The organism is Nitrospira sp., assembly GCA_029194665.1.
Classification (GTDB): domain Bacteria; phylum Nitrospirota; class Nitrospiria; order Nitrospirales; family Nitrospiraceae; genus Nitrospira_D.
The window spans coordinates 282,552-305,354 of the sequence record JARFXO010000001.1; the positions used below are offsets into that span (position 1 = coordinate 282,552).

Annotated in this window: 26 protein-coding genes; 6 read left to right on the top strand and 20 right to left on the bottom strand. The window is 55.1% G+C overall.

Annotated features, from left to right (window positions below):
* Positions 1 to 251: 251 nt before the first annotated feature.
* From P0119_01320 to P0119_01330, 3 genes are all read left to right on the top strand, one after another.
* A complete protein-coding gene (locus P0119_01320) occupies positions 252 to 479 on the top strand; it encodes a hypothetical protein (GenBank protein MDF0664691.1) in 228 nt (75 codons plus the stop codon).
* A complete protein-coding gene (locus tag P0119_01325) occupies positions 467 to 814 on the top strand; it encodes a type II toxin-antitoxin system PemK/MazF family toxin (GenBank protein ID MDF0664692.1) in 348 nt (115 codons plus the stop codon). Before P0119_01320 ends, P0119_01325 begins: the two co-directional genes overlap by 13 nt.
* A gap of 272 nt (positions 815 to 1,086) precedes the next feature.
* Positions 1,087 to 1,353: a BrnA antitoxin family protein gene (locus tag P0119_01330; GenBank protein MDF0664693.1), complete on the top strand. Its 267-nt coding sequence runs from the start codon at positions 1,087 to 1,089 to the stop codon at positions 1,351 to 1,353.
* A gap of 202 nt (positions 1,354 to 1,555) precedes the next feature.
* On the opposite strand, the gene P0119_01335 is transcribed toward P0119_01330, so the two are convergent.
* From P0119_01335 to P0119_01420, 18 genes are all read right to left on the bottom strand, one after another.
* Positions 1,556 to 3,514, bottom strand: coding sequence for an SUMF1/EgtB/PvdO family nonheme iron enzyme (locus P0119_01335; GenBank protein ID MDF0664694.1), 1,959 nt, complete (start codon positions 3,512 to 3,514; stop codon positions 1,556 to 1,558).
* Entirely contained in the window at positions 3,511 to 4,146 is a 636-nt protein-coding gene (locus P0119_01340) for a toll/interleukin-1 receptor domain-containing protein (GenBank protein MDF0664695.1), read from the bottom strand. Before P0119_01340 ends, P0119_01335 begins: the two co-directional genes overlap by 4 nt.
* 19 nt (positions 4,147 to 4,165) lie before the next feature.
* A complete protein-coding gene (locus tag P0119_01345; protein ID MDF0664696.1) occupies positions 4,166 to 4,327 on the bottom strand; it encodes a DUF4062 domain-containing protein in 162 nt (53 codons plus the stop codon).
* 318 nt (positions 4,328 to 4,645) lie between these two features.
* Positions 4,646 to 5,308: a hypothetical protein gene (locus P0119_01350; protein MDF0664697.1), complete on the bottom strand. Its 663-nt coding sequence runs from the start codon at positions 5,306 to 5,308 to the stop codon at positions 4,646 to 4,648.
* 42 nt (positions 5,309 to 5,350) lie between these two features.
* Positions 5,351 to 5,863 carry a hypothetical protein gene (locus P0119_01355; GenBank protein ID MDF0664698.1) on the bottom strand — a complete coding sequence of 171 codons (513 nt, stop codon included), beginning with the start codon at positions 5,861 to 5,863 and terminating at the stop codon, positions 5,351 to 5,353.
* A 301-nt stretch (positions 5,864 to 6,164) separates the two neighbouring features.
* Positions 6,165 to 7,430 (bottom strand): pitrilysin family protein, encoded by a 1,266-nt coding sequence (locus P0119_01360; protein ID MDF0664699.1) that lies wholly within the window; start codon positions 7,428 to 7,430, stop codon positions 6,165 to 6,167.
* A gap of 3 nt (positions 7,431 to 7,433) precedes the next feature.
* Positions 7,434 to 9,551: a polyribonucleotide nucleotidyltransferase gene (gene pnp, locus P0119_01365; GenBank protein MDF0664700.1), complete on the bottom strand. Its 2,118-nt coding sequence runs from the start codon at positions 9,549 to 9,551 to the stop codon at positions 7,434 to 7,436.
* A gap of 213 nt (positions 9,552 to 9,764) precedes the next feature.
* Positions 9,765 to 10,034: a 30S ribosomal protein S15 gene (rpsO, locus tag P0119_01370; GenBank protein ID MDF0664701.1), complete on the bottom strand. Its 270-nt coding sequence runs from the start codon at positions 10,032 to 10,034 to the stop codon at positions 9,765 to 9,767.
* 16 nt (positions 10,035 to 10,050) lie between these two features.
* Positions 10,051 to 11,001 carry a tRNA pseudouridine(55) synthase TruB gene (gene truB, locus P0119_01375; GenBank protein ID MDF0664702.1) on the bottom strand — a complete coding sequence of 317 codons (951 nt, stop codon included), beginning with the start codon at positions 10,999 to 11,001 and terminating at the stop codon, positions 10,051 to 10,053.
* A 3-nt stretch (positions 11,002 to 11,004) separates the two neighbouring features.
* Positions 11,005 to 11,415, bottom strand: coding sequence for a 30S ribosome-binding factor RbfA (rbfA, locus tag P0119_01380; protein ID MDF0664703.1), 411 nt, complete (start codon positions 11,413 to 11,415; stop codon positions 11,005 to 11,007).
* 180 nt (positions 11,416 to 11,595) lie between these two features.
* A complete protein-coding gene (locus tag P0119_01385) occupies positions 11,596 to 11,877 on the bottom strand; it encodes a DUF503 domain-containing protein (protein MDF0664704.1) in 282 nt (93 codons plus the stop codon).
* A gap of 104 nt (positions 11,878 to 11,981) precedes the next feature.
* Complete coding sequence (gene infB, locus P0119_01390; protein ID MDF0664705.1) at positions 11,982 to 14,552, bottom strand: translation initiation factor IF-2; 2,571 nt, start codon at positions 14,550 to 14,552, stop codon at positions 11,982 to 11,984.
* A gap of 16 nt (positions 14,553 to 14,568) precedes the next feature.
* Positions 14,569 to 15,720, bottom strand: coding sequence for a transcription termination factor NusA (gene nusA, locus P0119_01395; GenBank protein ID MDF0664706.1), 1,152 nt, complete (start codon positions 15,718 to 15,720; stop codon positions 14,569 to 14,571).
* A 52-nt stretch (positions 15,721 to 15,772) separates the two neighbouring features.
* Positions 15,773 to 16,303: a ribosome maturation factor RimP gene (locus tag P0119_01400; GenBank protein MDF0664707.1), complete on the bottom strand. Its 531-nt coding sequence runs from the start codon at positions 16,301 to 16,303 to the stop codon at positions 15,773 to 15,775.
* Positions 16,304 to 16,358: 55 nt separating this feature from the next.
* Positions 16,359 to 17,198: a D-amino-acid transaminase gene (dat, locus tag P0119_01405; protein ID MDF0664708.1), complete on the bottom strand. Its 840-nt coding sequence runs from the start codon at positions 17,196 to 17,198 to the stop codon at positions 16,359 to 16,361.
* Positions 17,199 to 17,202: 4 nt separating this feature from the next.
* Entirely contained in the window at positions 17,203 to 17,541 is a 339-nt protein-coding gene (locus tag P0119_01410; GenBank protein ID MDF0664709.1) for a protease inhibitor I42 family protein, read from the bottom strand.
* A gap of 54 nt (positions 17,542 to 17,595) precedes the next feature.
* Entirely contained in the window at positions 17,596 to 17,913 is a 318-nt protein-coding gene (locus P0119_01415; protein ID MDF0664710.1) for a Rieske 2Fe-2S domain-containing protein, read from the bottom strand.
* 32 nt (positions 17,914 to 17,945) lie between these two features.
* A complete protein-coding gene (locus P0119_01420; GenBank protein MDF0664711.1) occupies positions 17,946 to 18,446 on the bottom strand; it encodes a DUF192 domain-containing protein in 501 nt (166 codons plus the stop codon).
* 223 nt (positions 18,447 to 18,669) lie between these two features.
* On the opposite strand from P0119_01420, the gene P0119_01425 reads away from it, so the two are divergent.
* Positions 18,670 to 19,017, top strand: a complete 348-nt coding sequence (locus P0119_01425) for a 4Fe-4S dicluster domain-containing protein (protein ID MDF0664712.1) — start codon at positions 18,670 to 18,672, stop codon at positions 19,015 to 19,017.
* A 144-nt stretch (positions 19,018 to 19,161) separates the two neighbouring features.
* Here P0119_01425 and P0119_01430 read toward each other — a convergent pair whose 3' ends face one another.
* Positions 19,162 to 19,638, bottom strand: a complete 477-nt coding sequence (locus tag P0119_01430; GenBank protein ID MDF0664713.1) for a hypothetical protein — start codon at positions 19,636 to 19,638, stop codon at positions 19,162 to 19,164.
* Positions 19,639 to 20,031: 393 nt separating this feature from the next.
* Here P0119_01430 and P0119_01435 point away from each other — a divergent pair, with 393 nt between their 5' ends.
* Positions 20,032 to 20,646: a CBS domain-containing protein gene (locus P0119_01435; protein MDF0664714.1), complete on the top strand. Its 615-nt coding sequence runs from the start codon at positions 20,032 to 20,034 to the stop codon at positions 20,644 to 20,646.
* A gap of 35 nt (positions 20,647 to 20,681) precedes the next feature.
* On the opposite strand, the gene P0119_01440 is transcribed toward P0119_01435, so the two are convergent.
* A complete protein-coding gene (locus P0119_01440) occupies positions 20,682 to 21,161 on the bottom strand; it encodes an MEKHLA domain-containing protein (protein MDF0664715.1) in 480 nt (159 codons plus the stop codon).
* A 236-nt stretch (positions 21,162 to 21,397) separates the two neighbouring features.
* Here P0119_01440 and leuC point away from each other — a divergent pair, with 236 nt between their 5' ends.
* On the top strand, positions 21,398 to 22,801 hold the full coding sequence (gene leuC / locus P0119_01445) for a 3-isopropylmalate dehydratase large subunit (protein ID MDF0664716.1): 1,404 nt from the start codon (positions 21,398 to 21,400) through the stop codon (positions 22,799 to 22,801).
* The last annotated feature ends 2 nt before the right edge of the window (positions 22,802 to 22,803 follow it).

The window sequence follows — 22,803 nt, forward strand, 5'->3', positions numbered from 1 at the left end:
GGTTTATTCCGCGGGTCCTGTCATGGCGAACAGCCCCACCGTGCTCACTCCACCCATCCCCCAGTGGGGCCCTTCCGTTGCGCGCGGTGGGGCGCCCCGTTCGCCACGTCACCCGCGGTGTTTATGCGATCTGTTGTCAAAATTATTTCGGATTACGGTTAGTTCCAGCCACTCGATCGCCGCAATCAGTTGTCTTGCCAGAAAAATACATCCTGTATACAATACAGCATTCATGTCTTGGTGGAGGAACAATGGCCGTCAGATTGAACATCACGATGGATGAGGATATTTACACAAGACTCAAGCAGGAAGTGCCTCCGAAGAAGATCAGCGCGTTCATCTCCTCCGCTGTTCGGGCGAAACTTCATCCGGACAAGAAGACCCTCGATGAAGCCTACCGTGCCGCCCGGAAAGAACGTTGGCGGAAAGAACTGGAGCATGACTGGAAGAGCACGGAGGGCGAAGGGTGGCCAAACTGAGGAAGCTACCCCGTCGAGGAGATGTCTACTGGGTTGCGCTGGATCCGACGGTTGGGTCAGAGATCAAGAAGACCAGACCAGCGGTGATCGTTTCTAACGATTCCTGCAACACCTTCGGCTCTCGCGTGGTTGTCCTGCCGCTTACCAGCAATGTCGATTCCTTGTATCCCGGTGAAGCCATGGTCGTCGTCAACGGCAAGTCGGCTCGTGTGTTGGGCGATCAGATCCGATCGTTGGATAAATCACGAGTGCAATCGAAAATCGACACATTGAGCCAAGAAGAGCTGGCCGCCGTCGAAGAGGCGATCCGCATCACGCTCGCCTTGCAGCCTTGAACGGCGAGGGCTTTTCCCAAAAACCTCCACGACCGTATTTCGAGGCGCTCGCCCAAGGTGAAGCGGCGCGAGCGCGGAATTTATCGAGCTGCGGAATCAGCCACAGCAACAGCTCGTGGCACGATTGCACAGGCTGGGGGACCGTTGGAGGCATCGCTCAACCCCACGCTGGCAGGGCTTAGGCTTGGTTCAAGGTCGGCTGATGGTCGTAGCCTATACAAGGCGAGGTTCGGACAGGATCCGAATCATCTCATTAAGGAAGGCAAATCGTCGTGAAAAAGTCCTCTTCCAAGAAACGCTCAAAGACCAACTGGGAAAAAATTGACGCGATGTCCGACCATGACATCGACTACTCTGATATTCCCGAACTCGGGAAAGCGTTTTTCAAGCATGCAACCCTTGTCCTGCCCGAGCCGAAAGCCACCGTGACCATGCGCGTGGATCGGAAAGTATTGGATTGGTTCAAAGCGCAGGGACGTGGCTACCAAACTCGCATCAACGCGCTGCTCCGAGCCTATATGGAAGCGCATAAGACGTGATGGGCTCGGGAAACTTGTCGATCTGCGGAATCAGCCACAGCAGCAGCTCATGACACGATTGCACCGCCTGGGGCACGGTGGAAGCAGACATCGGCACCCTCTTATCTATTCCAGTTGCGCTCGACTAAGCCTATGGCCCTTTCGGACATGAGTGTCACGGAGAATAGGGAGAGCAAAGGGTCAAAGAACAAAGCGCAAAGGGTTAGGGCTCAAGGTCCTGGGCAAGACGGAAGCCAATGCTGTTGCTCCGGCCGCCGGCATTGTCCCTGCTCCGGTTCGACGCACGCAGGCTCTCCGGTTCGTTGCCCCAGGAACCGCCACGGATCACGCGCCGGCCGCAGTCGCCGCCATTCGTCCCTAACCGGGCCGATCCATCAGTCGGTGCGTTCTTGTAAGAGTTGTGCCAGCAATCTTCCACCCATTCCCATACATTCCCGCTCATGTCATAGAGCCCCAGCGCGTTGGGCTTCTTGGTACCGACTGGCTCTGTTTTCGCTGCGTTATACACTGCATAATCAGGTAACTGCGTCTCCTCGGAGGTTCCTGCCCAAATATGGTCCTCCTTCTTGGCGATGCTACGAGCTGCATATTCCCATTCCGATTCCGTCGGCAGGCGGTACCGTTTGCCGGTTTGCTTGGACAACCAGTCCGCATAGTCCTTCGCGTCCAGCCACGACACACTGATCACCGGCCGCCGGCCACGGCCCCAATATTCATCATGGGGCACCGGCCGCTTGGCGGTCAAGGCGAACCGCTTGTATTCGTCAAACGTGACCTCAGATTTCCCCATCGCAAACGGTTTGACTGTCACCTTGTGGACTGGTTGCTCGTCGTTCCTGCCTCGTCCATGCGTGTCACCCTGTTCAACTGTGCCGCCGGGAACAGTTTCCATCTGCGGGGTCATATGGATGCTCATGAACGTTGATTGCGCCATCAGTATCCCACCTTCGACCGTCAAGGCTTCCTTCCACAACCAGGCGCCGATGGCACCCGCCAGAAGGATCAACAACCCTGCAACCAATAGGCTCACTTGGGCAATGCGTTTTGCCCTATGAGCTTCCTTTGCTTGAATATCCGCGGCCCTGCTGCTTTCGGCTGCTTGAGTCTTGGCCTCCGCAATCTTCGCCACGCTTGCTGCTTGCGGCGGTTCACTCCAAGGATTGTCGCCATTGATCGCCCTTTCGCACAACGACTGGTAGCTGCGCGTAATCGATAGAGCATCTCCACTGCGCTCGACCAAGGCACCAATTTCTTCCCCATATGCGTAGGCAGGTACATGCGGTACCTGGATTTCGTCGAAATACCCGGATAGATCACATTGCGATAGGTGGTACACCTCTTTAAATAGCTTCTCAAAAAGCGGCTGGTAACCCTCGATGCCGGCCCGAAGATCGCCGAAGCGCCATGCATCACGACGCCTCGGCTCCGAGATGTCAATCCTGGAAGGAAGTGGAAACACTAGCAGGGGTCTTAGATCATCAGACTGGCGTCGGTAGCGGGTCGCCCTTCTCACCTGATCAATGACTCCGGTCAGACTTTGTCGGTTAGGCGTAAAGACCACAACCAGTTTCTCCGGCATGAGCGTGGTACAGATGCCGCTGATGTCGGTGAGGCCGGTGCGGGAGTCAATCAAGACATACCGGTAGCGCCCCGCCAGGTGCTCGGCAAAGAGTTGGATTAGCAGGGGCGATCGGTTAAAGATGTTTTCCCAATCGAACGTGTTGACCCGCGTTGAATATTCGGGATCGAAGCGACCGGCCCTCATCAGGCTCAAGTACGGAATGCTAGTATGAACCACATAGTCATCGAGCTGAACGCCCTTCAGGCAACGAATTGCTCTCTCGGTCGCCTCTTCGTCAGTCTCCGGCGGCCCATCGGGAGTTTGCTGATCAAACGTCATAAAGAGATCAATCAGGCCAGGCAATTCGTCAAACGGACGCCTGATGTTCTTCGACTCCGCCACCTCTTCGGAGAATCTGCCCTGAAAGAAGCGGTGCAGTCCTGGAGCCTCCAAGTCCCAATCGACCATCAGGATGCCCTTGCCCTGTGTTTGTTGGGAAGCCAACAAGCACGCAACATTAGCAAGAGCCATGGACCGACCGGTGCCGCCCTTATAAGAGTAAAACGTGATGATCTCGCCTGAGCCGTCTTTCTTGCTCATGACTGTGGCTCACGTCCTGGAAAGACAGCCCGAGGCCGTTGGGCAGGCGACCTCCACGTCGGGATCTCGTTTTCGGAAGGAAGGCGGAAATTGATGCAGTCGCTACACAGTTCAATACCCGATGCCTCAAATGAGGACACGTGTTCGTAAATAGCCTTGGCGATCTTCTCAATCTCCGTTATGTATTGTGGGTTCTTGCTGATGTCCGTGTCAGCAGTGGTGAACCGAGTGAAGTCACAATAGTGCCGATGCGCCTTAATCTCGTCTGGGAGTTTGGCTGGATCGCCTCTGAAAATGATCGGAATGATCATCCCGTGTGCCGGCGACCACGCACTGCCCAATTTGGCTCTGCGCTCTTGCTCAACCAGCCTCATGCCTTCAAACTCCCGTACACAGTAACTGTGCCGCTCATACCTCGGGGAGTACACGACGATCATGCATACACTCTTGCAAATCACCGATGCCAACTCCTCGTTGTACTGGTAGCCCGGCTTTAAGCGGTCCTCGTCGATATAGACCTCCTCGTCCATGTACGGTTCGAGATAGCTCTTTAAGGCTTGCTTGAGCTGGCTGATAAAAGCCTTCGTTAAGTCGTGCTGTCCGTGACAGTAGCTGATGAAGCAGGCGTACATGGCTTTCCTCCGGTGAGACTCACCTGTATTCGTTTAGACATTTATCCACCGGTCGCTGATCCGCCGCGATATACTCTTCCATCGCAGTGACCTGATGACCGGCCTTGCGCAGCGCCTCGTAGACCACAGTTCTGTAGTCTATGAGGTCATCGTAAGTTGAGGAGAGATAGATCGTAACCATTGGTCGTCTCCTCAACCACAGCAATGCCAATGCCTGCCATGCAAAAACCGGAACACAGGAGCGCGACTCACGCAAAGTCGATGGCCACAGAGTGAACGGAGATGGATTGATGATGTGGAGACAACGGCGATGGGAAGGGTGATCGCCATAATTGGTATCAGATCAGATACAGAAATGTATCCGTAGAGATACCATAGGTAGGACATTCCATGCTAGTCTACGCACTGCATGACCACATGGCTTTCTGCGCAGGCTGGTGAAAACAAAACGGGCGGCGTCCCTTTCGGGAGGCCGCCCGTTTGCATCTGGGAGATGCCTTCAGTGCGGTCGATTATACTGAGCGGTCCATGGAACGAGACCGCCGAGAGTTTTCCCTCCCGGAAGCATCACATCGTACTGCATCCCGACGTTACTCCCATCGGGAGAAACCGGCGACGTGTTAAGATCTTGCTTGGCTGCTGCGCAAGGCTTATCGTATTCACTCTTCCCGACACAATCCTTGAGCCGAAGCGCGGACATGCTCACCGGCTTGCCCATTGAGCCGGACACCTCGGGAATCTTCTTCACCGATGAAATCACCCGATGATTCTGCTCAGTCTCTGTCACAACGAATTCGATCAAATCCGTCGTACTGCCTGGGGGAACTTCTTTTGCTGCTGCCGGCCCGGCATGAGACCGGCCCATCTTCTTCAACTCTTGCCATGCGGACTTATCGGCATAGAACTTCACATTTTTCCCCGGATGAACTTTTTGCCAGAACAAGCCGCTCTCGGCATTCCCGCCGAATACGGCGATGTTGATCCACACTGCTTCATCGTAGGGATCAAGCACGATCACCCGACCTTGAAGCGTGGTCGGTTTGCTCATATCGCCCCACTCGAATCGCTCTTGAAATGATTCAATGGCCGAGGCAGTCGAACCCATACCGACGACCAGCGCAACGGCTGCCAGAACGGCTGCACCTCGCTTCTGCAACATCATGATCACGTCCTCCTTCAACAACATCTTCGACATTGAGAGTGGCTATTCCTTAATCACCTTGAAGCCGGTGATGGTTCTGCCGTCCAGCGTGACCTCCATGGCGACCAATTCTTGAGAGGCCTTGATGATTTGGTCCATCAGCGCCTTATCCTTGACCGCCAGACGGACCGTCGAGGCCGCATGGTACCAGCCTGAATAGGTTGAATTTTTCTCACTGCCACCGGTAAAACCCCAGGCACAACAGCTGAACAACGGGTCAGGTGGCTTCACGTCGAAGGTCGTTGATGATCGGCCCGCAGGCGTGCCCGATCCCGGCTCTCCAGTATTCCAATATTGAATCCCGAACAGGAGTTCTCCATCCGGGTTATCCGCCCACTGCGACCAGACACGACCTTGCAGCGTCTTGGCCGCGGCTTCAGCCTTCAGCGGTTTTCCTCCAACCACTGCGTCGGCGAGGCCTAAGTGCTCTATGTCGGCAGCTAGGGAGACCCCGGTCGCTAGCAAGCCGAACCCCGAAAACACCGTCACGGCAGCTAGAATGACAGCCCTTTTCATACGTTTCCCTCCTTGCATCAAATTTGAGCCCGATAGTCTGAGACGTTATCCGTCCTCGATTCTGAAGTCGCTCAATCAAAGATTTTGCAAAGCTTTTGGGGAATTCACGTTCTCCACTAGCCTCCACCCAAACAGAAACGGGAAGCTGTCCAACCGGCACGGGAACGGTACTGAAACGGCGATGTCCTGTCAAGGACATGTTCGATGGATTCTAATGTAAAGAAATTCGCGTCACGATGTCAATGAATATGAATCCGTCGTGAAATGCCCATGAAACGGAGCCTATGGGCATCAAAGACGGTTACGAAAAGCTTGCGTTCAACTCCCGCACTTGCCGGGAGGAAAGAGGACCCAATCCGGTCAACGCGATGCGGTCATGGACGAACAAGCGCTGGGCGGTGTGAAATACTTGCTGCTCGGTCACGCCGTCGATCTCCATCATCAGATCCTCCAGCGTCGTATGGGTCCCGGCAATCAGCTCATCCTTGGCAAGCTTGTTCATCCGACTATGTGAGCTTTCCAGACTCAGCATGAGGCTGCCTTTCATCTGATCCTTCGTGCGTTTGAGTTCGTGACCATCGAGACCATGTCTGGTCAGTTTTCGAATTTCACGGTGGACCAAATCCAGGACGCGCTCAACCTCTCGTGCTCGAATTCCAACGTAGACCGTAATGGTACCGCCGTCGGAATAGCCGGACAGAAAGGAGTAAATCGAATAGGACAAGCCTCGTTTCTCTCGGACCTCTTGAAAAAGCCGGGAACTGACGCTGCCGCCGAGCACCGCGTTCAGCGCATAGACCGCATAGCGGTCCTTATGACCCGCTTCAACGCCCTCGAATCCCACACAGAGGTGAACCTGTTCCAACGGCTTCTGTTTCATCATCACGCCACCCTGGAGTTCAGGAGGCCACCGTTTGCGATGCAGGTAGCTTGAGGACTTGCGATACCGACCAAAGGTACGAGCCATGGTTTTTTCAAGCTGATATGGATCAAAATTCCCCGCGACCGCCACCACGATTTCTTCCGGACGGTAATGGGCGTCGATATAGTCGAGGAGATTCGACCGGTTCATCCGAACGATGGTGGATTCGTACCCCAAGATAGGCCGGCTCAAGGGATGTCGCCCCATCACCAACTTGGTATGAAGTTCCTGGACCAGATCCTCCGGGTCATCTTGAACCATGCGGATTTCTTCAAGCACCACCTGCTTCTCTTTTTCCATTTCGTTCCGACCCAGACGAGATCGCAGGAACAGATCCGACAGCAGATCCAACGCCTTGGGCAAGTGCTGATCCAAGACCTTGACGTAGAACGTCGTCGTTTCACGTGTCGTGAAGGCGTTCATCTCGCCTCCCAACGAATCGATTTCTCGCGAGATATCCGTCGCCGAACGGGTAGCCGTTCCCTTGAAGAACATGTGTTCAATGAAGTGCGAATACCCGGCCTCTGCGGGACTTTCATCGCGAGAGCCCGTATTGACCCAGATACCGATCGTCACGGATTTAAGGGTCGGAATGCGCTCAGTGACCAAGCGAATTCCGTTATCGAGGATGAGCTTGCGGTACAAGTCTTATCCGCTCGCTGAATCTTTTGCGCCGCTTCCCGTCGGCGCAGGGATGGTTTCCTTCCGGCTGAGCCGGATCTTGCCTTGCTTGTCGATCTCCAGCACTTTCACGAGAATCTGATCGCCCTCGGCCACCTCGTCGGCTACGGCTTTCACGCGGTGATGCGCCAATTGCGAGATGTGAACTAATCCATCCGTACCAGGCAACACTTCCACGAATGCCCCAAAGTCCATAATCTTTCTCACCGTCCCCATATAGACCTTCCCGACTTCAACTTCCTCGGTCAAGCGGTTGATGATTTCCTTGGCTTTTTGCAACGACTCGCCATCCGCAGAGGCGATGGTCACAATACCGGTGTCCTCAACGTTGATTTTGACGCCACAGTCGGCCTGGATCCCTCGAATGGTTTTTCCGCCCTGACCGATAATGTCCCGAATCTTATCCTGCTTGACCTTCATCGTGTAGATGCGAGGCGCGAACGCCGACAGGTCGGTGCGGGGACCCGCAAGCCCTTTGGACATGCGGTCGAGAATGTGGAGGCGCCCCGTGCGGGCCTGTTCCAAGGCCTGTTGCATCAACGCCGTGGTGATGCCGCCGATCTTGATGTCCATTTGAAGCGCCGTCACGCCGTTCTTGGTTCCGCATACCTTAAAGTCCATATCGCCAAGATGATCTTCAAGGCCAAGTATGTCCGACAGGATAATGACGTCGTCCCCTTCTTTGATCAACCCCATGGCGATGCCGGCGACCGGTTCCTTGATAGGCACTCCGGCGTCCATCATGGCCAGCGTTCCACCACACACGGTTGCCATCGATGAAGACCCATTTGATTCCAGAATTTCAGAAACAATCCGTAAGGTGTAAGGAAACACATCTTTGTTCGGAATCACAGGCTTCAACGCCCGTTCAGCCAAGGCTCCGTGCCCGACCTCACGCCTTCCTGGAGAGCGGAGCGGCCGCGCCTCACCAACGCTGAAGGGCGGGAAATTGTAGTGCAGCATGAATGTCCTGGTGTACTCGCCTTCCAAGGCGTCGATGCGCTGCTCATCGTCGGTCGTCCCGAGCGTCACCACTGCCAAGCTCTGTGTTTCGCCCCTGGTAAAGATCGCGGAACCATGCGCGCGCGGCAGGGCACCGACCTCGCAGGTGATCGGCCTGATGTCGGCTGGGCCGCGGCCGTCGGCGCGTGTACGATTTTCTAAAATCATCTTCCGGACTTCCGTATATTCCAATTGATGGAACACAATCTTGATATGCCGCTCCCTCGAGGGATCATCCGGCTTCTTCAGCTTTTCAATCGCGTCGGCCAGAACGTGGTCCAACCGCTCCTGTCTGGCTGTCTTATTGGCAATCATGATGGCGTCGCGAATCGGTTGTGCCACCAACGTCTTGATCTCGGCTTGCAGCGCAGAGTCGATCGACTCCGCAATAACCTCCCGTTTCGCCCTCCCGACTTTCTTGGCCAATTCATCGATCTTCTGCACGATCTTCTTAATCTCGACGTGAGCCAATTCCAGAGCCTCGAGCATCGTCTGCTCGGGCAATTCATTGGCTCCTGCCTCCACCATCATCACCGCGTCCGCCGTACCTGCCACTACCAGATGCAGCTCACTCTGCTCCATGGTTTCGAGGTCAGGATTGACGACAAGCCGGCCGTTGACCCGACCGATCCTCACTCCCGCGACGGGCCCATTAAAAGGAATGTTCGACACAGCGAGGGCGGCTGATGCCGCCGTGATGCCGATGACATCGGAAGAACCGGTCTTATCCGCCGAGAGGACCGAGGCAATGACCTGTGTTTCGAAGTAATAGCCTTCCGGAAAGAGTGGACGAAGCGGGCGATCGATCAAGCGGCTCGTCAGAACTTCTTTCTCAGCCGGTCGACCTTCGCGTTTGAAGTACCCCCCGGGAATTTTCCCGGCAGCATAGGCCTTTTCCTGGTAGTCGACGGTCAACGGAAGAAAATCTATACCCGGCTTGGCAGTTTGCGCGGCCACGGCCGTCGCCAGGACGACGGTGTCGCCGTACGAGGCCCAAATTGATCCATCAGCTTGTTTGGCGACACGACCGGTTTCGAGACGGAGTGTCCGACCTGCAATATCGATTTCTACGACCTGTATCATCTATGGTCTCCTCTGGTTAGATCCACAGATGCCCACTGAGATACGCTCAACCGCAAGCGACAAGTTAAAAAGTTGAAGGTCAGAGGCTCCTGGGGAACTTGATAACTTTTCACTTTCACACGGCGCGGTGCGCGTGAGCGCATGTCGGTGTTCATCTGTGGCACATCCGAATGATGCTGTGTCGGCGGAAAATGCCGCTGTTGGTACGACCGGTTATTTGCGAATGCCGAGTCGATCGATCACCGTTCGGTAACGAGCGTCATCGACATCGCGGAGATAGTCCAGCAACCGTCGTCTGCGTCCGACCAGTTGCAACAACCCACGCCGCGAGTGGTGATCCTTTTTATGGCTCTTGAAATGCTCGGTGAGATACGTAATCCGGGTGGTCAACACGGCAATCTGCACCTCCGGCGATCCGGAATCCTTGTCATGCTGCCGATATTGCTTGATGAGTTCACCCTTTGCTTCTTTCAGTAATGCCATACCTGCTCCTTCCGCATTAATGACTCAAGAGACTCAGGACCTTGCGAATTCTAATCGGCCCCACACGGCCGACATCGTGAGTTCCGATGGCCAACAACTGACCTGCTTCATTCTTCAGACGCACGGAAATAGCGGAGGAAGAAGAGGACAGTTGCCCGGCTCCCACCGGAAAAATAGGCGAGCCATGCAGGACACGCTGCGCTTGCTCAGCGTTCACCACCACCGCCGGGAGTTGGTACAGGAGTTGGTCCAACGAAATGAATTGTTTTCTGAGCGTTCCCGCCGCCAGATGGCCGTTAACTTGATCGATCGTCATTGCCTGTTCGATCAACAATGGTCCTACACGGCGACGTTCGAGGGTAAGGAGATGCCCACCTACCCCTAAGGCCTGTCCGATATCGGCACAGAGGGTGCGTACATAGGTGCCTTTTGAGCACACAATGCGCAGGACCACGTCGCGGCCGTGAAACCCTACGATCTCCAGCTGATGAATCGCGATCGACCGCTCTGCCCGAGGGATTGTTCTTCCTGCTCTCGCCGCTTTGTAGAGCGGCTGTCCATCCACTTTCACGGCTGAATACATCGGCGGTAGTTGCTGTTGTACTCCTCGGAATCGGGCGATCACCGCCTGGAGGGCGTCCTCAGGCACCTCACATGGATCGACTCTGGTCAAAACCTGCCCGGTTGCATCCTGGGTGTCGGTCGTTTCGCCTAACCGCAAGACAGCGCGATACTCCTTATCCCAATTGATCAAGTATTCAGCGATTCTCGTGGCTCGCCCGACTAGGATGGGCAAGACACCAGTGGCATCAGGGTCCAGCGTGCCGGCATGACCGACTTTGCCGCCCCGCAATATGCTACGGACTTTGGCCACAACATCGTGTGAAGTCCAGCCCGCTTCCTTGTGGACAACGAGGACTCCCTCCAGATCGTCCCCGTGGTTGGTTGTGATGCCTGTCCGGTCCATACCCTAGGAATCCGCGATCCTCTGCCCGCTGCTTGGAGAGTCCTGGATCTCATGTTGTCCAGACTCCCCGTGCAATTCTTCCAAGAGCTTCATGATGCGGTCACCACGAGCTCCACTGACATCCTTCTTGAAAATTACATCCGGAAGGTAGCGGAGCGAGAGCCGCCGACCTAATTCCGATCGCACAAACCCACTGGCTTTCGAGAGGCCGGCAAAGACATCTCGTTCAGCCTCGCCCGTTTCCATGGTCGTGACAAAAATATGAGCGATGCGTAAATCCCCTGTGAGCTCGACATCGGTGACCGTCACATCATGAACCCTGGGATCCTTGATTTTTCGCATGAGAATATCCGCCACTTCCATCCTGATCTGGTCGGCCACCCGGTCTGCTCTTTTATAGGTCGTCTTCGACATGTTGGTATTCCGACGTCGCTAATCACAAATATCGTGCGACCCTTGGGAGTAAGACCGCAGAGGATGCTGAAAAATCCCTTCCAGCAAGGCCGCAGCGAGCGAAAGGTCGAGGCGTACGCGGTTGGTACGTTGAGACCTTGAGCGATGCGAGAACGACGGTGGAAGGCTTTCGCAACATCCTTAGAGCAATTCTAATTGGGTTCGGACCACTTCGACTTCGGGCATGCTCTTGATCACATTCAACGCTTGTTCAAGCACCTGGTTCGCGTGACTACCCTCATTTGAGACGCAAGCCATTCCAAAGACGGCCTTCTGCCAGAGGTCCTGAGCGTCCACTTCGGCGACGGAGAGGTTGAACCTGCCTCGAAGCCTGTCCTTGAGCCCATGAATGACCTGCCGCTTGTCTTTAAGCGATTGACTCCCCGAGATGAATAATTCTACCGTGCATACACCCACGACCATGGCCAAGGTTCAGTTCAAGCAGGCTCTTGATAGAATCTCTATGATTTCGCTTAATACGCGTGCCGGCCTTTGGGCAAGGGGTCGGAGCCAAATTTCAGAGAAAGCTAGAGTTTTGCCGCGATCTTATCGATGGCATAGGCCTCGATGATATCGCCGGCTTTGACATCGTTGAAATTCTCGATGCTCAAGCCACATTCGTATCCTTGCTGCACTTCACGGACATCGTCCTTGAAACGCCGCAAGGAACCGAGTTTCCCCTGATAGACCACCACATTGTCCCGAATCACGCGTACCCCGGCACTTGACCGAGCGATCGTCCCGTCGATGATATAAGACCCTGCCACGGCTCCGACCTTCGGAATCGTAAATACCTGCCGAACTTCTGCTCGCCCCAGCACACGTTCTTTCAGGGTAGGCTCCAGCAATCCCTCCATCGCTGCCTTGATGTCGGCAATGGCGTCATAAATGATCGTGTAGAGCCTGATATCGACGCCCTGCTGCTCGGCTAACGCGGTGGCCTTCGGCTCGGGCCTGATATTGAAGCCGATGATGATGGCTCGTGATGCGGCGGCGAGCAGCACATCGGATTCCATGACTCCGCCGACTCCATTATGAATCACACGAAGCTTGACGGCCTCGGTCGACAGCTTTTCGACCGCGCCTGCCAATGCTTCGGACGATCCTTGTACATCGGCCTTGATGACAATGGCCAATTCCTTCACGGATCCTTCTTGGATCTTCGCGAACAGATCATCCAACGACACTTTCGATGGACCGGTCAACTCCGCCGCCCGTCGCTTTTGAGCTCGTTCTTCGGCTATCTCCCGGGCGACTCTTTCATTGGAGACGACATGGAAGACATCTCCCGCCGACGGAACACCCGGCAACCCGATCACTTCGACCGGAATGGACGGCCCTGCCTGCTGCGCTTTTTCGCCACGATCATTAATGAGGGCTCGAACACGCCCGCTGAATGCTCCCACGACATAGGCGTCTCCCACCCGTAATGTTCCGCTCTGAACCAGCACTGTCGCAACAGGGCCTCTCCCGCGCTCAATCTTGGCTTCGATGACGGTGCCCTTGGCCTGTCTGTGTGGATCAGCCTTGAGCTCAAGCACCTCCGCCTGAAGCAAAATCATCTCGAGGAGCGTATCGAGCCCCGTTTTTTGTTTGGCGGATACCTCGACCATAATGGTATCGCCGCCCCATGCCTCGGAGATCAGTCCATGTTCAGAGAGGGCGTTTTTTACCCGATCAGGATTGGCGGTCGGTTTATCGATCTTGTTCATCGCCACGATCAGCGGCACTCCGGCTGCCTTGGCATGGTGGATCGCTTCGATGGTTTGCGGCATCACTCCGTCGTCTGCTGCGACAACCAAAATGACGATGTCCGTGACCTTGGCACCACGAGCTCGCATGGCCGTGAAGGCCTCGTGGCCGGGAGTATCCAGAAACGTCACCTGTTTACCACGCACCGAGACGGTATAAGCGCCGATATGTTGGGTAATGCCGCCGGCCTCTCCTTCCGCCACGTTCGTTTGGCGAATCGCATCAAGAAGAGACGTTTTCCCGTGATCGACGTGTCCCATAATGGTCACGACCGGCGGTCGAGGTTCCGGCCGTTCATCACCGCCCGTTTCAACAACATCTTGCAGCAACTCGTCCCCCACTTTTTCGACCGATATGTCAACCTTGACTCCGGTTTCCTCTGCGAAAATCGACGCAGCATCCAGGTTCATAGGCTGGTGAAGCGTCAGCATTTGCCCCATGTCCATCAGTTTGCGGACGATGTCCGCCGGCCGTTGACCGATCAACTCGGCGAATTCTTTGACCGTCGTCCGTGGGGTGACTTTCACGCTCTTTCGGCGCGGTTTGGTAATTTCTGCCAGGGTGCTATGGTGCACATGCTTGGATCGGTCATCCCGTCGTTGCAGCGGAATTGCACGAAGGTCTTGCCAGCGGGCGGCATCCTCGCGGAATTTCACATCTTGTTGCTGACCATCTCTGGGGCGGCCTGGTTTTCGTGCTCTCTTAAGCTTGTCTTTTTGCGCTTCGGCCTCAATGGCCTCAAATGCCATGCTCTTCTTCTTGCCCGTCACCGGTTCCGGAGTCGGCGCCACGATCGTTGACGGAGCGACGGTCGGCTTTGCCGGTATCTCTTCCTGCTTCGCAACGAGCGGCGTCGGCACGGGTGGGGAAATCTCGTCCGGAACTTCTTCCGCTGGAAGGTCGCGATCCACTTGTCCACCACTGCTGGGCTGCTCATCGACTGGAAGCGGCGTCGGCACAGTGATCGAGGGCGCCGGTTGCGGCTGATGCTCAGTCTCAACAATCGGAGCTGATGCAAGGACCTCGACCGGTTCATCCTCTTTTTTTCGCTTGATCAGTATACGGCGCTTGTCCGGCTTGGGCGGTTCTTCGACGACGTGACTCCTTGCCGCAGCGGCTTTACCGTGACTCGCATGCTCCACCGGCCTTGCACCGGCCTCTCCTTCGATTCCTGTCACGTGACCTTTCGATCGTGATGCCAGTTTATCCAACGCCCTCTGAACGAGCTCGTCGTCGAGGGTGCTGCTGTGGGAAGAAACCGTTGCTCCCATCTTCTTGAGCTCTGGGATGAGCACTCGATTCTCCATTCCTAACTGCTTTGCGAGTTCGTATACACGCATAGACATGGGACGATTCCGTATTCTATCCGCTCGTTGCTTCCTCGGCTCTGGCTGCCTGCCGAGCTTCTTCCTGCAATCGCTGAGCCTCGGCTTCCTCTGCGAGCGCGGCTTTAATTTCTTTATCGCGCTCCACTTTTTCTTTTTCGTATTCCGTTGCGCTGATGATATCGATCTTCCAGCCCGTCAAACGTGCCGCAAGCCGGACATTCTGACCGTTTTTGCCGATAGCCAACGATAATTGCGAGTCGGCGGCGACCACGAGCGCCGACTTCTTCTCTTCGTCGATCCCAACCTTTTCAATCGTCGCAGGATTCAAGGCTTCGGCAATAAAGACCCGCGGGTCCTGGGTCCAGGTAATGATGTCGATCTTTTCGCCGCGCAACTCCCGAACGACCGCTTGCACGCGTGAACCTTTGATACCGACACAGGCCCCCACCGGATCCACGGCCTTTTCACGTGACGTGACGGCGATCTTTGTCCGATCGCCAGGCTCGCGCACGACCGATCTGATTTCGATGATCTTTTCCATGACTTCCGGCACTTCGAGTTCAAAGAGCTTCGCGACGAACTGCGGATGGCTACGAGACAGAATGACCTGTACATCCTTCGGCGTACGACGCACCTCCAGCAACATCGCCTTCACGCGATCACCGCGCCGGTACGTTTCACGCGGAATCTGTTCTTGGATCGGCAGGATGGCTTCCGTTTTTCCGAGATCCACCAGGTAATTCCGACGTTCCATTCCGAGAATGATCCCCGTCACGAGATCTCCCTGACGCGTCGAGTATTCCTTTTGAACCGCTTCCCATTCCGCCTCGCGCACCTTCTGGAAGATGACCTGCTTCGCTGTTTGCGCGGCAATCCTCCCCAATTCGTTCATTTCAATCAGCGAGCCGATTTCGTCGCCGACCTCCGCTTCACTATCATATTGGCGAGCTTCTTGAAGAGAAATCTCTGCTTTGGGATTACTGACCGTTTCAACGATGATCTTCTTGGAAACGACGGAAATTTCCCCGGTCTTTGGGTCGATTTCCACTTGGATGTTTTCAGCCTGGCCGAAGCGTTTCTTTGCGGCTGTCTGCAGGGCGGATTCAACGGCCCCGATGACTCGGGCCTTGTCGATTCCTTTCTGACGCCCGATTTCGTCAATCACTGAGATCAGTTCTCGGTTCATACGCCTCGCTCCTGCATCGGGTTACCGCTTACAATCACCGACTCTCCCATTCTTAAATTTTCACGACCAGTTTTGCCTCAGCAATCAAGTCTCGATTCAATCTCACCGTCCGTGATGTCGGCCTCGCGGCCACCGCCATGACTACGACCTGCTCATCCGCTTGCACCAGCTCGCCGGTGATCCTCCACTGGCCTTCGAGGGGTTGTCGAAGTTTGAGGCTCACCTCTTTTCCAATTGCCCGTTGATAATCTTGAGATCCCTTGAAGGGCCGATCAAGACCCGGGGAAGAGACTTCAAGCGTATAGGCATGGGGGAAGGGATCGGCCACGTCGAGGGCCGGTCCAAGGAACTTATGTGCCTGCTCACAGTCTGCGATGCTGACTCCACCTGATTTATCGATCAAAACTCGAACGATCGAGCGAGGACCTTGCCCCACGCACAGGACATCAACCAACTCAAGCCCGAGCGTCCATAGGATCGGCGAAATGACTTCGCGCAACCGGTCGGCAACCGGCTGCGGACCATTGCCCGGTATGCTCAACCCATTTCCCTTTGCCATGTATCCAAACAAAAAAGTGGGCATGAGCCCACTTACAGAGGGAGCACCATACCATGCACCTCTGTTCAAAGCAAGAGTACTAGCCGGTCAACAGCGCCCAGCGAGCAGCCAACGTTCGTGTGATAGGACCCGGTTGGCCGGAGCCGATGATTTTCCCATCGATCTGGACAACCCCAAGTACTTCGAGCGTGGTGCCGGTCAGAAATACCTCATCGGCTCGGTACAGGAAGTCGACCGGTATGAATCGTTCCTCGACCTCGATGTCGTCCTTTTTCGCCAACTGTAACACGACGGTTCGCGTGACGCCGGATAGAATTCGCGGACCCTCCGGGGCCGTCATGAGAACGCCGCTTTGCACAGCCATGACATTGCTCAGCGCACCTTCCATGACGAGGCCATCTCTGACCAAGATTGTTTCGAAGACGCCGGCCTTCTTCGCTTCTTCGCGGGCTAGGACGTTGGCCAGGAGATTGACGCTCTTGATATCACAACGCCCCCATCGAAGATCCTCCCTGGTGCATGCGCTTACGCCGGTCCGGCGGAGTTCCGGTCCCAGGGGATGAAACTCCCTGACGGTCATCACGACCGTTGGGTGACTCTCGACTGGGAAACCATGCTCCCGGGGAGCCGCCCCCCTGGTAAGCTGAATATAGATCTTGGCATCGCGATATCCGGCCAGGCTGAGTCCTTGTTGAATCCACCCTGTCCATTGGTCGCTGGTGTACGGTTGGCGGAGCGACAGTTCTCTTGCACTCCGGTCCAATCGAGCAAGGTGCGCCGCGAGTTCGAACGGGCTTCCACGATAGGTCCGAATGACTTCGTAGACGGCATCTCCGAATTGGAACCCCCGATCATCGATGGAAATGGTCGCTTCTTCCCAAGGAAGAAAGCGGCCGTTGATGAACGCGATATCGGGCATCGGCTCAATTCCTGGATGACGGCGCTGCCTCGATGCTGAACAAGCGCCGATCTTCGGCAGTAAATTTCCACCCCATGCGCTTTTCAAAAATCAGCTGATACAGCCCTGACTGCACGGCCTTAAACTCGAAGATGCGCTGGCCGTTTTCCACGGCGTTATTGCTCGCGATGCGGAGGAACTCATCGCTGAGAAGAGCGAGTCCTTTGGTGTCGTAAGACGGCACCCACTGCTCACCTCTGGTGCGATCTTCCCAGAGATGGATAAAGAAGGACTGGTCGACCGTGACTTGGCGGCGGTCACTGCCGTCCAAAGTAGGGTTGTGATCGCTGCTGGAAATACTCACATCGATATCCTGATGCGTGTCGCAAAGACAAACGGTTCAGTCGGATGTCCGTTTTTATATTTTCCGCCGAGGGCCGATCAGAATATCGTTCCCATCCACCCGGACTTCGTAACTTCCTACACAGTACCCGCCGCCGTCGATACCTTGCCCATTTCTGATATCGAACGCCAGATCATGCCAGGGACAGGCAATGACATATCCTTTGAGTCTGCCCTCAATAAGCGGCCCCCCCTCATGGGGACAACTATTATGGATGGCGTACAACTTTCCCTCGACATTGAACAATGCGATCGGACGGTCATCGATCTTGACGATCTTTGAGTTTCCTGGAGGCAACTCATCGATCTGTGCAACCTTTTGAAAACCATTCATCGTGCGTATGTCCTCTTGCGATCTCCCAGTCTCTACATACGAAGGGCGAATGTGAGTTCGTCGCTCTTTGCAACTCCGGCCTTCTGAATGAACCCCGATACTGCCTGTATCACATAGCGAACAGCCTCGGGCGGTGGCCCGAAAAGAGGGCAGGGATCTTTGGTACATGGCTCTGCATGTTCCAGCATATACACCACATGATGACTCTCGTCCACCCACAGAATGTCGATCGGGAATCGATATTCCTTGGTGGTCACGCGATGCATTCCGTTTTCCTCAAAGATATAGAGCATGCCGCCGTTCGGAGGCAATGCATCGCGAAAGGCAAGCCCGAAGAGCAGCTTCTCCGGCGTGTCCGCCACTTCAGCTTCCAACTCGACACCGCTCGGGAACCTGACGACGATGATGCTCGATTCCTTGCGCTCGACGAGGAAAACCGATGCGCTCATCAGGAGAAGGGCGAGCAGAGCCATCATGATGATCCGCTTCTTCCGCTGTTCTCGATTGCTCGTCTGAGGTTGATCAGGTGCCATTGATGATGACCAGCGGTTTCTTTCTCTGTTGAGCCCAATGGCCCAGACACAATGAAGACCTAGGTCCTCTGAACGGACCTCGTTCAGTTGACTTAGAAAAGAATCAGGGAATAGAATGCCTTCGCGTGCCTACTCGCCATGGGCCGACAAAGCACTATGGTGTGAGCCGCGTGAACTTGTCAATATTCTAATAGTCTTACGTGGTGAGAAGGAGGCTTGGGTCATGGCTTTATTGATCACGGATGAATGCATCTCTTGTGGAGCATGCCTACCGGAATGTCCAAATGAAGCGATCTTCGAAACCAGGAGCGACGCAGAAGCCAAGGGCAATCACGTCGGTGATGGGCAAGGAGTCGGAGATAATATTTATGTGATCGCACATGACCGCTGCACTGAGTGTGTCGGGCACTTTGACGAGCCCCAGTGTGCCGCTGTGTGCCCCGTCGATAATTGTTGTATTTCTGACCCTCTCTATCCGGAAACGACCGCCTTACTTCTGGAAAGGGCGAAGACGTTGAATCCAGATAAAGGAATAGATGCCGCCAAGGTATGGAGCGGGGTTAGAAACTGATCCCGTCCATTAACTTTATGATGTGAGGGCTCTGGGTCCATCGAGAGCCAGGGCCCTTTGTTTTTGGCATTTGGTGATTGGGATAGAAAAAAAGGCCTCGGTGGCTTTCACCGAGGCCTTTTTTATCGTCCGAATCGAAATAAGTTACTTGAGCATAACCAACTTGCCGCCGACATGGGCCGGATGCAGATGGCAGCGATATTCGAGGACGCTTCCCACTACATAAAACAAATCACTGGTTGGAACACCGATGTAACGCGTCTCCCCTGGCTTGAGCACTAACTTGGCATCCAAGACAAACGGCCCCGATTGATTGGCAGCAGCACTCAGCTGAAAACCATGTTCGGTAGTGGAATTATTCGTCACTTTTATCAGAACCGGTGCCCCAGGACGCCCCTTAAAATCGATGACCGTCGTGGGAGGATACCAGGTCTTCATATTGCCGATGTCGATCGAGTAGAACGAAGCATCCACGTTCAGCTCCTTAAACGGCTGTCCGACGACAGAACCGGTTTCCAGATCACCGGTCTCAACGCCACCTGCTTGAAGAGCATAGGCCCCTGAAACCCCAGCCAAGACCATCCCAAGGCCGAGAAAGACCGCCCACAATGTCTTGCTCATGACTACCCCCCTTAAGATAAAAGAAGAGATAAATAGAGTCTTGTGAATTAAATTATATGTACGATGTCAAACTTGGAGGACGTGCAAGATTTGGTAATGTGTGCCTTTCGTCTATTGTCTATGCACCGGTTCTCAATCACCAAACTATCAACATTCACCACATTACACGACTAACCTTCTTGCCTTATAGCATATGGCTTAAAACGGAAGCAACCGATTTGGAACGCCGAGATTGCGAGAACCAACATATTGCAATATTGCACTCGAAAATCCGGCTTTCTAAAGTGTTGCCGAGAGGCGTCTCGCGAGAAGCATGTCGCTTGAGCGATCTTGCAAGATCCCCAGTTTAAGTATTTTCCGGTGATTCCGATATGGCAGGTGAGGAACTACAGCATGCCCATCATTCTGTCGGTCAATGGAATCGTGGAGACGTATCCGATCAAGCCGGTTGGCCCACGGAACGGCCGTGCCGAATCCCCTGGAGAGCGAGGGCACCATGGGCAACATTCCTCTTCATTGGATCGCTCAGCCTTGGCAGCACAAACGGCTTATCAGCAGCAGAGTATCGAACGGACCCACCTGAAACCTGCAATCCTGGCGCGAGACTTGATGAGCACTCCGGTTCTCTCCCTTCCATCCGACAGCACCTTGCTGGACGCCTGGACGAGCATGTCACACAAAGGATTCCACCATATCCCCGTCACATCGATGCACGACACCCTCGTCGGAATGGTGTCCTATCAGGACCTACTCCACCATGTTCCAGAACTTATCACCGCCGCCAATCAGCGACAGCCTTCCGGGCGGCGATTGGCCGAAATCATGACCTCCCGCGTTATCTCGGCCACGCCTGTGACAGAGATCCGTGACATTGCTCGCGTCATGCTCGACGAACAGATTCATGCTGTTCCAATCTTGGATCACAATCGCCGCGTCGTAGGCATCCTTGCCATCCGAGACCTGCTGCAGGGTATCGCGAACCACGGCCCCCTCGAACTCTGGACCTGACTGCCCACAATTTTTGCGAAACTATCCTCCTCTTTTCATCTAGGTATCTGCATGTTCGACCATCGTGAGAATGTCGCTGCTTGTCCGAGAGGTGCCCCAGCCGAATCGAGAACATTCCAAATCAGTGCCTGCTCGACAAGGAAGCGTTGCCCCGTCGAAGAAATTCTGATTCCTCGATATCCATCGAAGTAACCGTAGAGCTTGGCTCGTTCTAACATCTTGGCCCGCTCGGTACGGTCATCCGGCTCGGCCGTGAGTCGCGACGGTGTTTTGACGAAGTGCGCCCAGGACATCTCCCAGAGACCCAACGCCGCTTGATTGCCATAATTCAAGATCGGGTCCGGTTCGACACCATGCGACACCACGACAAAGGAGGCTTCGAACAATGTTCGGGCTTGCTGGTTCATATCGCCCGCCCGCTCGATCAGCTCCTTTCCAATCCAATGACGATAGCTGTCCAACAACAGCTGACTCCACTCTACAATACATGGCTCGTTCCACTGCGCAGTCTTCACAGACGTGAGTGGTACCAGGTCTCGCGAGAAGGAGCAAGTTGCACCCGCCTATGCCAGAAGCCAAGTGGTGAAGCCATGGATGAATGAGTGTGCATTCTTCAAACCTTGGCGAAGACGGACGCGCTTCGGCGAGGTGTCGCCGGAGAACTAACAGAGGGCGCACAGGCACCTTGTCAAAGCTATGGGACTTCTCTGTATAATGGCGTAGTTGGCGCTTGGATGACTGAGGAGTTGGGATGGCAGGCAAGACCTTATTCGACAAGATTTGGGATTCGCATGTCGTCCGGTCAGAACCGGACGGAACGACGCTGCTGTACATCGATCGACAATTGGTTCATGAAGTGACATCCCCTCAAGCCTTCGAAGGGTTAAGGCTTACAGGACGCCGTCCACGACGACCTGCCGCAACACTCGCCGTGCCGGATCATAATGTTCCCACTACGGACCGGCGGCTTGGGATCGCCGATCAAGTGAGCGCCCTTCAGATCCAAACGCTCGATGACAACTGCAAGGATTTCGGCATCACCCTTTTCAACATGAGCGACATACGCCAGGGTATCGTTCATGTCATCGGCCCGGAACAGGGCTTCACCCTTCCTGGTACAACGATCGTCTGTGGCGACTCCCACACCTCCACCCATGGGGCATTTGGCGCCCTGGCCTTCGGCATTGGAACTAGCGAGGTGGAGCACGTATTGGCCACTCAATGTTTGTTGCAGAAGCGTCCCAGGACGATGGAAATGCGCGTTGATGGAAGGCTGTCCGACCGTTGCTCGGCCAAGGATATTATCCTTGCGATTATTGGGAAGATCGGGACAGCCGGGGGGACCGGCTATGTGATTGAATATACCGGCCCCGCTATTCGTTCCCTCAGCATGGAGGGTCGTATGACCCTCTGTAATATGTCGATCGAGGGTGGCGCTCGTGCCGGCATGGTCGCCCCTGACGACAAGACAATTGCCTACATCAAGGGCCGGCCGTTAGCGCCAAAGGGAGAACTATTCGCGCAGGCGACTCAGGCATGGCGGCAGCTCAAGACTGATGCTGACGCCAAGTATGATGCAACCGTAACATTGCAGGCAGAACAGATTGCGCCGCAGGTCAGCTGGGGCACCAACCCCGGTATGGTACTTGGTGTGGATCAGAATGTCCCGGATCCTCGAACGATGCCGGACGAGAAAACGAGGAATGCTGCCGAACGGGCATTAGCCTACATGGGGCTTTCACCCAATATGCCGATTACTGATATCACAATCGACAAGGTTTTCATCGGCTCCTGTACGAACTCCCGGATCGAAGATCTTCGGCTCGCCGCCGGCTTCGCGAAGGGCAAGAAGGTCGCAAAAACCGTCCATGCGATGGTGGTTCCTGGATCGGGGCTCATCAAGCAACAGGCGGAGACTGAAGGACTGGACCGGGTGTTCCTCGATGCAGGGTTTGAGTGGCGCGAGGCTGGGTGCAGCATGTGTCTTGCGATGAATGCCGATGTGCTGAAGCCGGGTGAGCGCTGTGCCTCTACGAGCAATCGGAATTTCGAGGGCCGCCAGGGAGCCGGAGGTCGCACCCACCTGGTGTCGCCTGCCATGGCAGTTGCCGCGGCCATTGAAGGCCACTTTGTTGATATCCGACATTGGAGCTGAAT

Bases quoted from the DNA above. Each gene is read 5' to 3' on its own strand.
- P0119_01340 (MDF0664695.1), bottom strand. From the start codon at position 4,146: ATGTACGCCTGCTTCATCAGCTACTGTCACGGACAGCACGACTTAACG.
- P0119_01400 (MDF0664707.1), bottom strand. From the start codon at position 16,303: ATGCCCACTTTTTTGTTTGGATACATGGCAAAGGGAAATGGGTTGAGC.
- P0119_01435 (MDF0664714.1), top strand. From the start codon at position 20,032: ATGCCCATCATTCTGTCGGTCAATGGAATCGTGGAGACGTATCCGATC.
- leuC (MDF0664716.1), top strand. From the start codon at position 21,398: ATGGCAGGCAAGACCTTATTCGACAAGATTTGGGATTCGCATGTCGTC.
- P0119_01385 (MDF0664704.1), bottom strand. From the start codon at position 11,877: ATGGTCGTGGGTGTATGCACGGTAGAATTATTCATCTCGGGGAGTCAA.
- rbfA (MDF0664703.1), bottom strand. From the start codon at position 11,415: ATGTCGAAGACGACCTATAAAAGAGCAGACCGGGTGGCCGACCAGATC.
- rpsO (MDF0664701.1), bottom strand. From the start codon at position 10,034: ATGGCATTACTGAAAGAAGCAAAGGGTGAACTCATCAAGCAATATCGG.
- infB (MDF0664705.1), bottom strand. From the start codon at position 14,552: ATGTCTATGCGTGTATACGAACTCGCAAAGCAGTTAGGAATGGAGAAT.
- P0119_01355 (MDF0664698.1), bottom strand. From the start codon at position 5,863: ATGAAAAGGGCTGTCATTCTAGCTGCCGTGACGGTGTTTTCGGGGTTC.
- P0119_01320 (MDF0664691.1), top strand. From the start codon at position 252: ATGGCCGTCAGATTGAACATCACGATGGATGAGGATATTTACACAAGA.
- P0119_01345 (MDF0664696.1), bottom strand. From the start codon at position 4,327: ATGGTTACGATCTATCTCTCCTCAACTTACGATGACCTCATAGACTAC.
- P0119_01415 (MDF0664710.1), bottom strand. From the start codon at position 17,913: ATGAATGGTTTTCAAAAGGTTGCACAGATCGATGAGTTGCCTCCAGGA.
- P0119_01420 (MDF0664711.1), bottom strand. From the start codon at position 18,446: ATGGCACCTGATCAACCTCAGACGAGCAATCGAGAACAGCGGAAGAAG.
- truB (MDF0664702.1), bottom strand. From the start codon at position 11,001: ATGGACCGGACAGGCATCACAACCAACCACGGGGACGATCTGGAGGGA.
- P0119_01425 (MDF0664712.1), top strand. From the start codon at position 18,670: ATGGCTTTATTGATCACGGATGAATGCATCTCTTGTGGAGCATGCCTA.
- P0119_01430 (MDF0664713.1), bottom strand. From the start codon at position 19,638: ATGAGCAAGACATTGTGGGCGGTCTTTCTCGGCCTTGGGATGGTCTTG.
- pnp (MDF0664700.1), bottom strand. From the start codon at position 9,551: ATGATACAGGTCGTAGAAATCGATATTGCAGGTCGGACACTCCGTCTC.
- dat (MDF0664708.1), bottom strand. From the start codon at position 17,198: ATGCCCGATATCGCGTTCATCAACGGCCGCTTTCTTCCTTGGGAAGAA.
- P0119_01335 (MDF0664694.1), bottom strand. From the start codon at position 3,514: ATGAGCAAGAAAGACGGCTCAGGCGAGATCATCACGTTTTACTCTTAT.
- nusA (MDF0664706.1), bottom strand. From the start codon at position 15,720: ATGAACCGAGAACTGATCTCAGTGATTGACGAAATCGGGCGTCAGAAA.
- P0119_01350 (MDF0664697.1), bottom strand. From the start codon at position 5,308: ATGATGTTGCAGAAGCGAGGTGCAGCCGTTCTGGCAGCCGTTGCGCTG.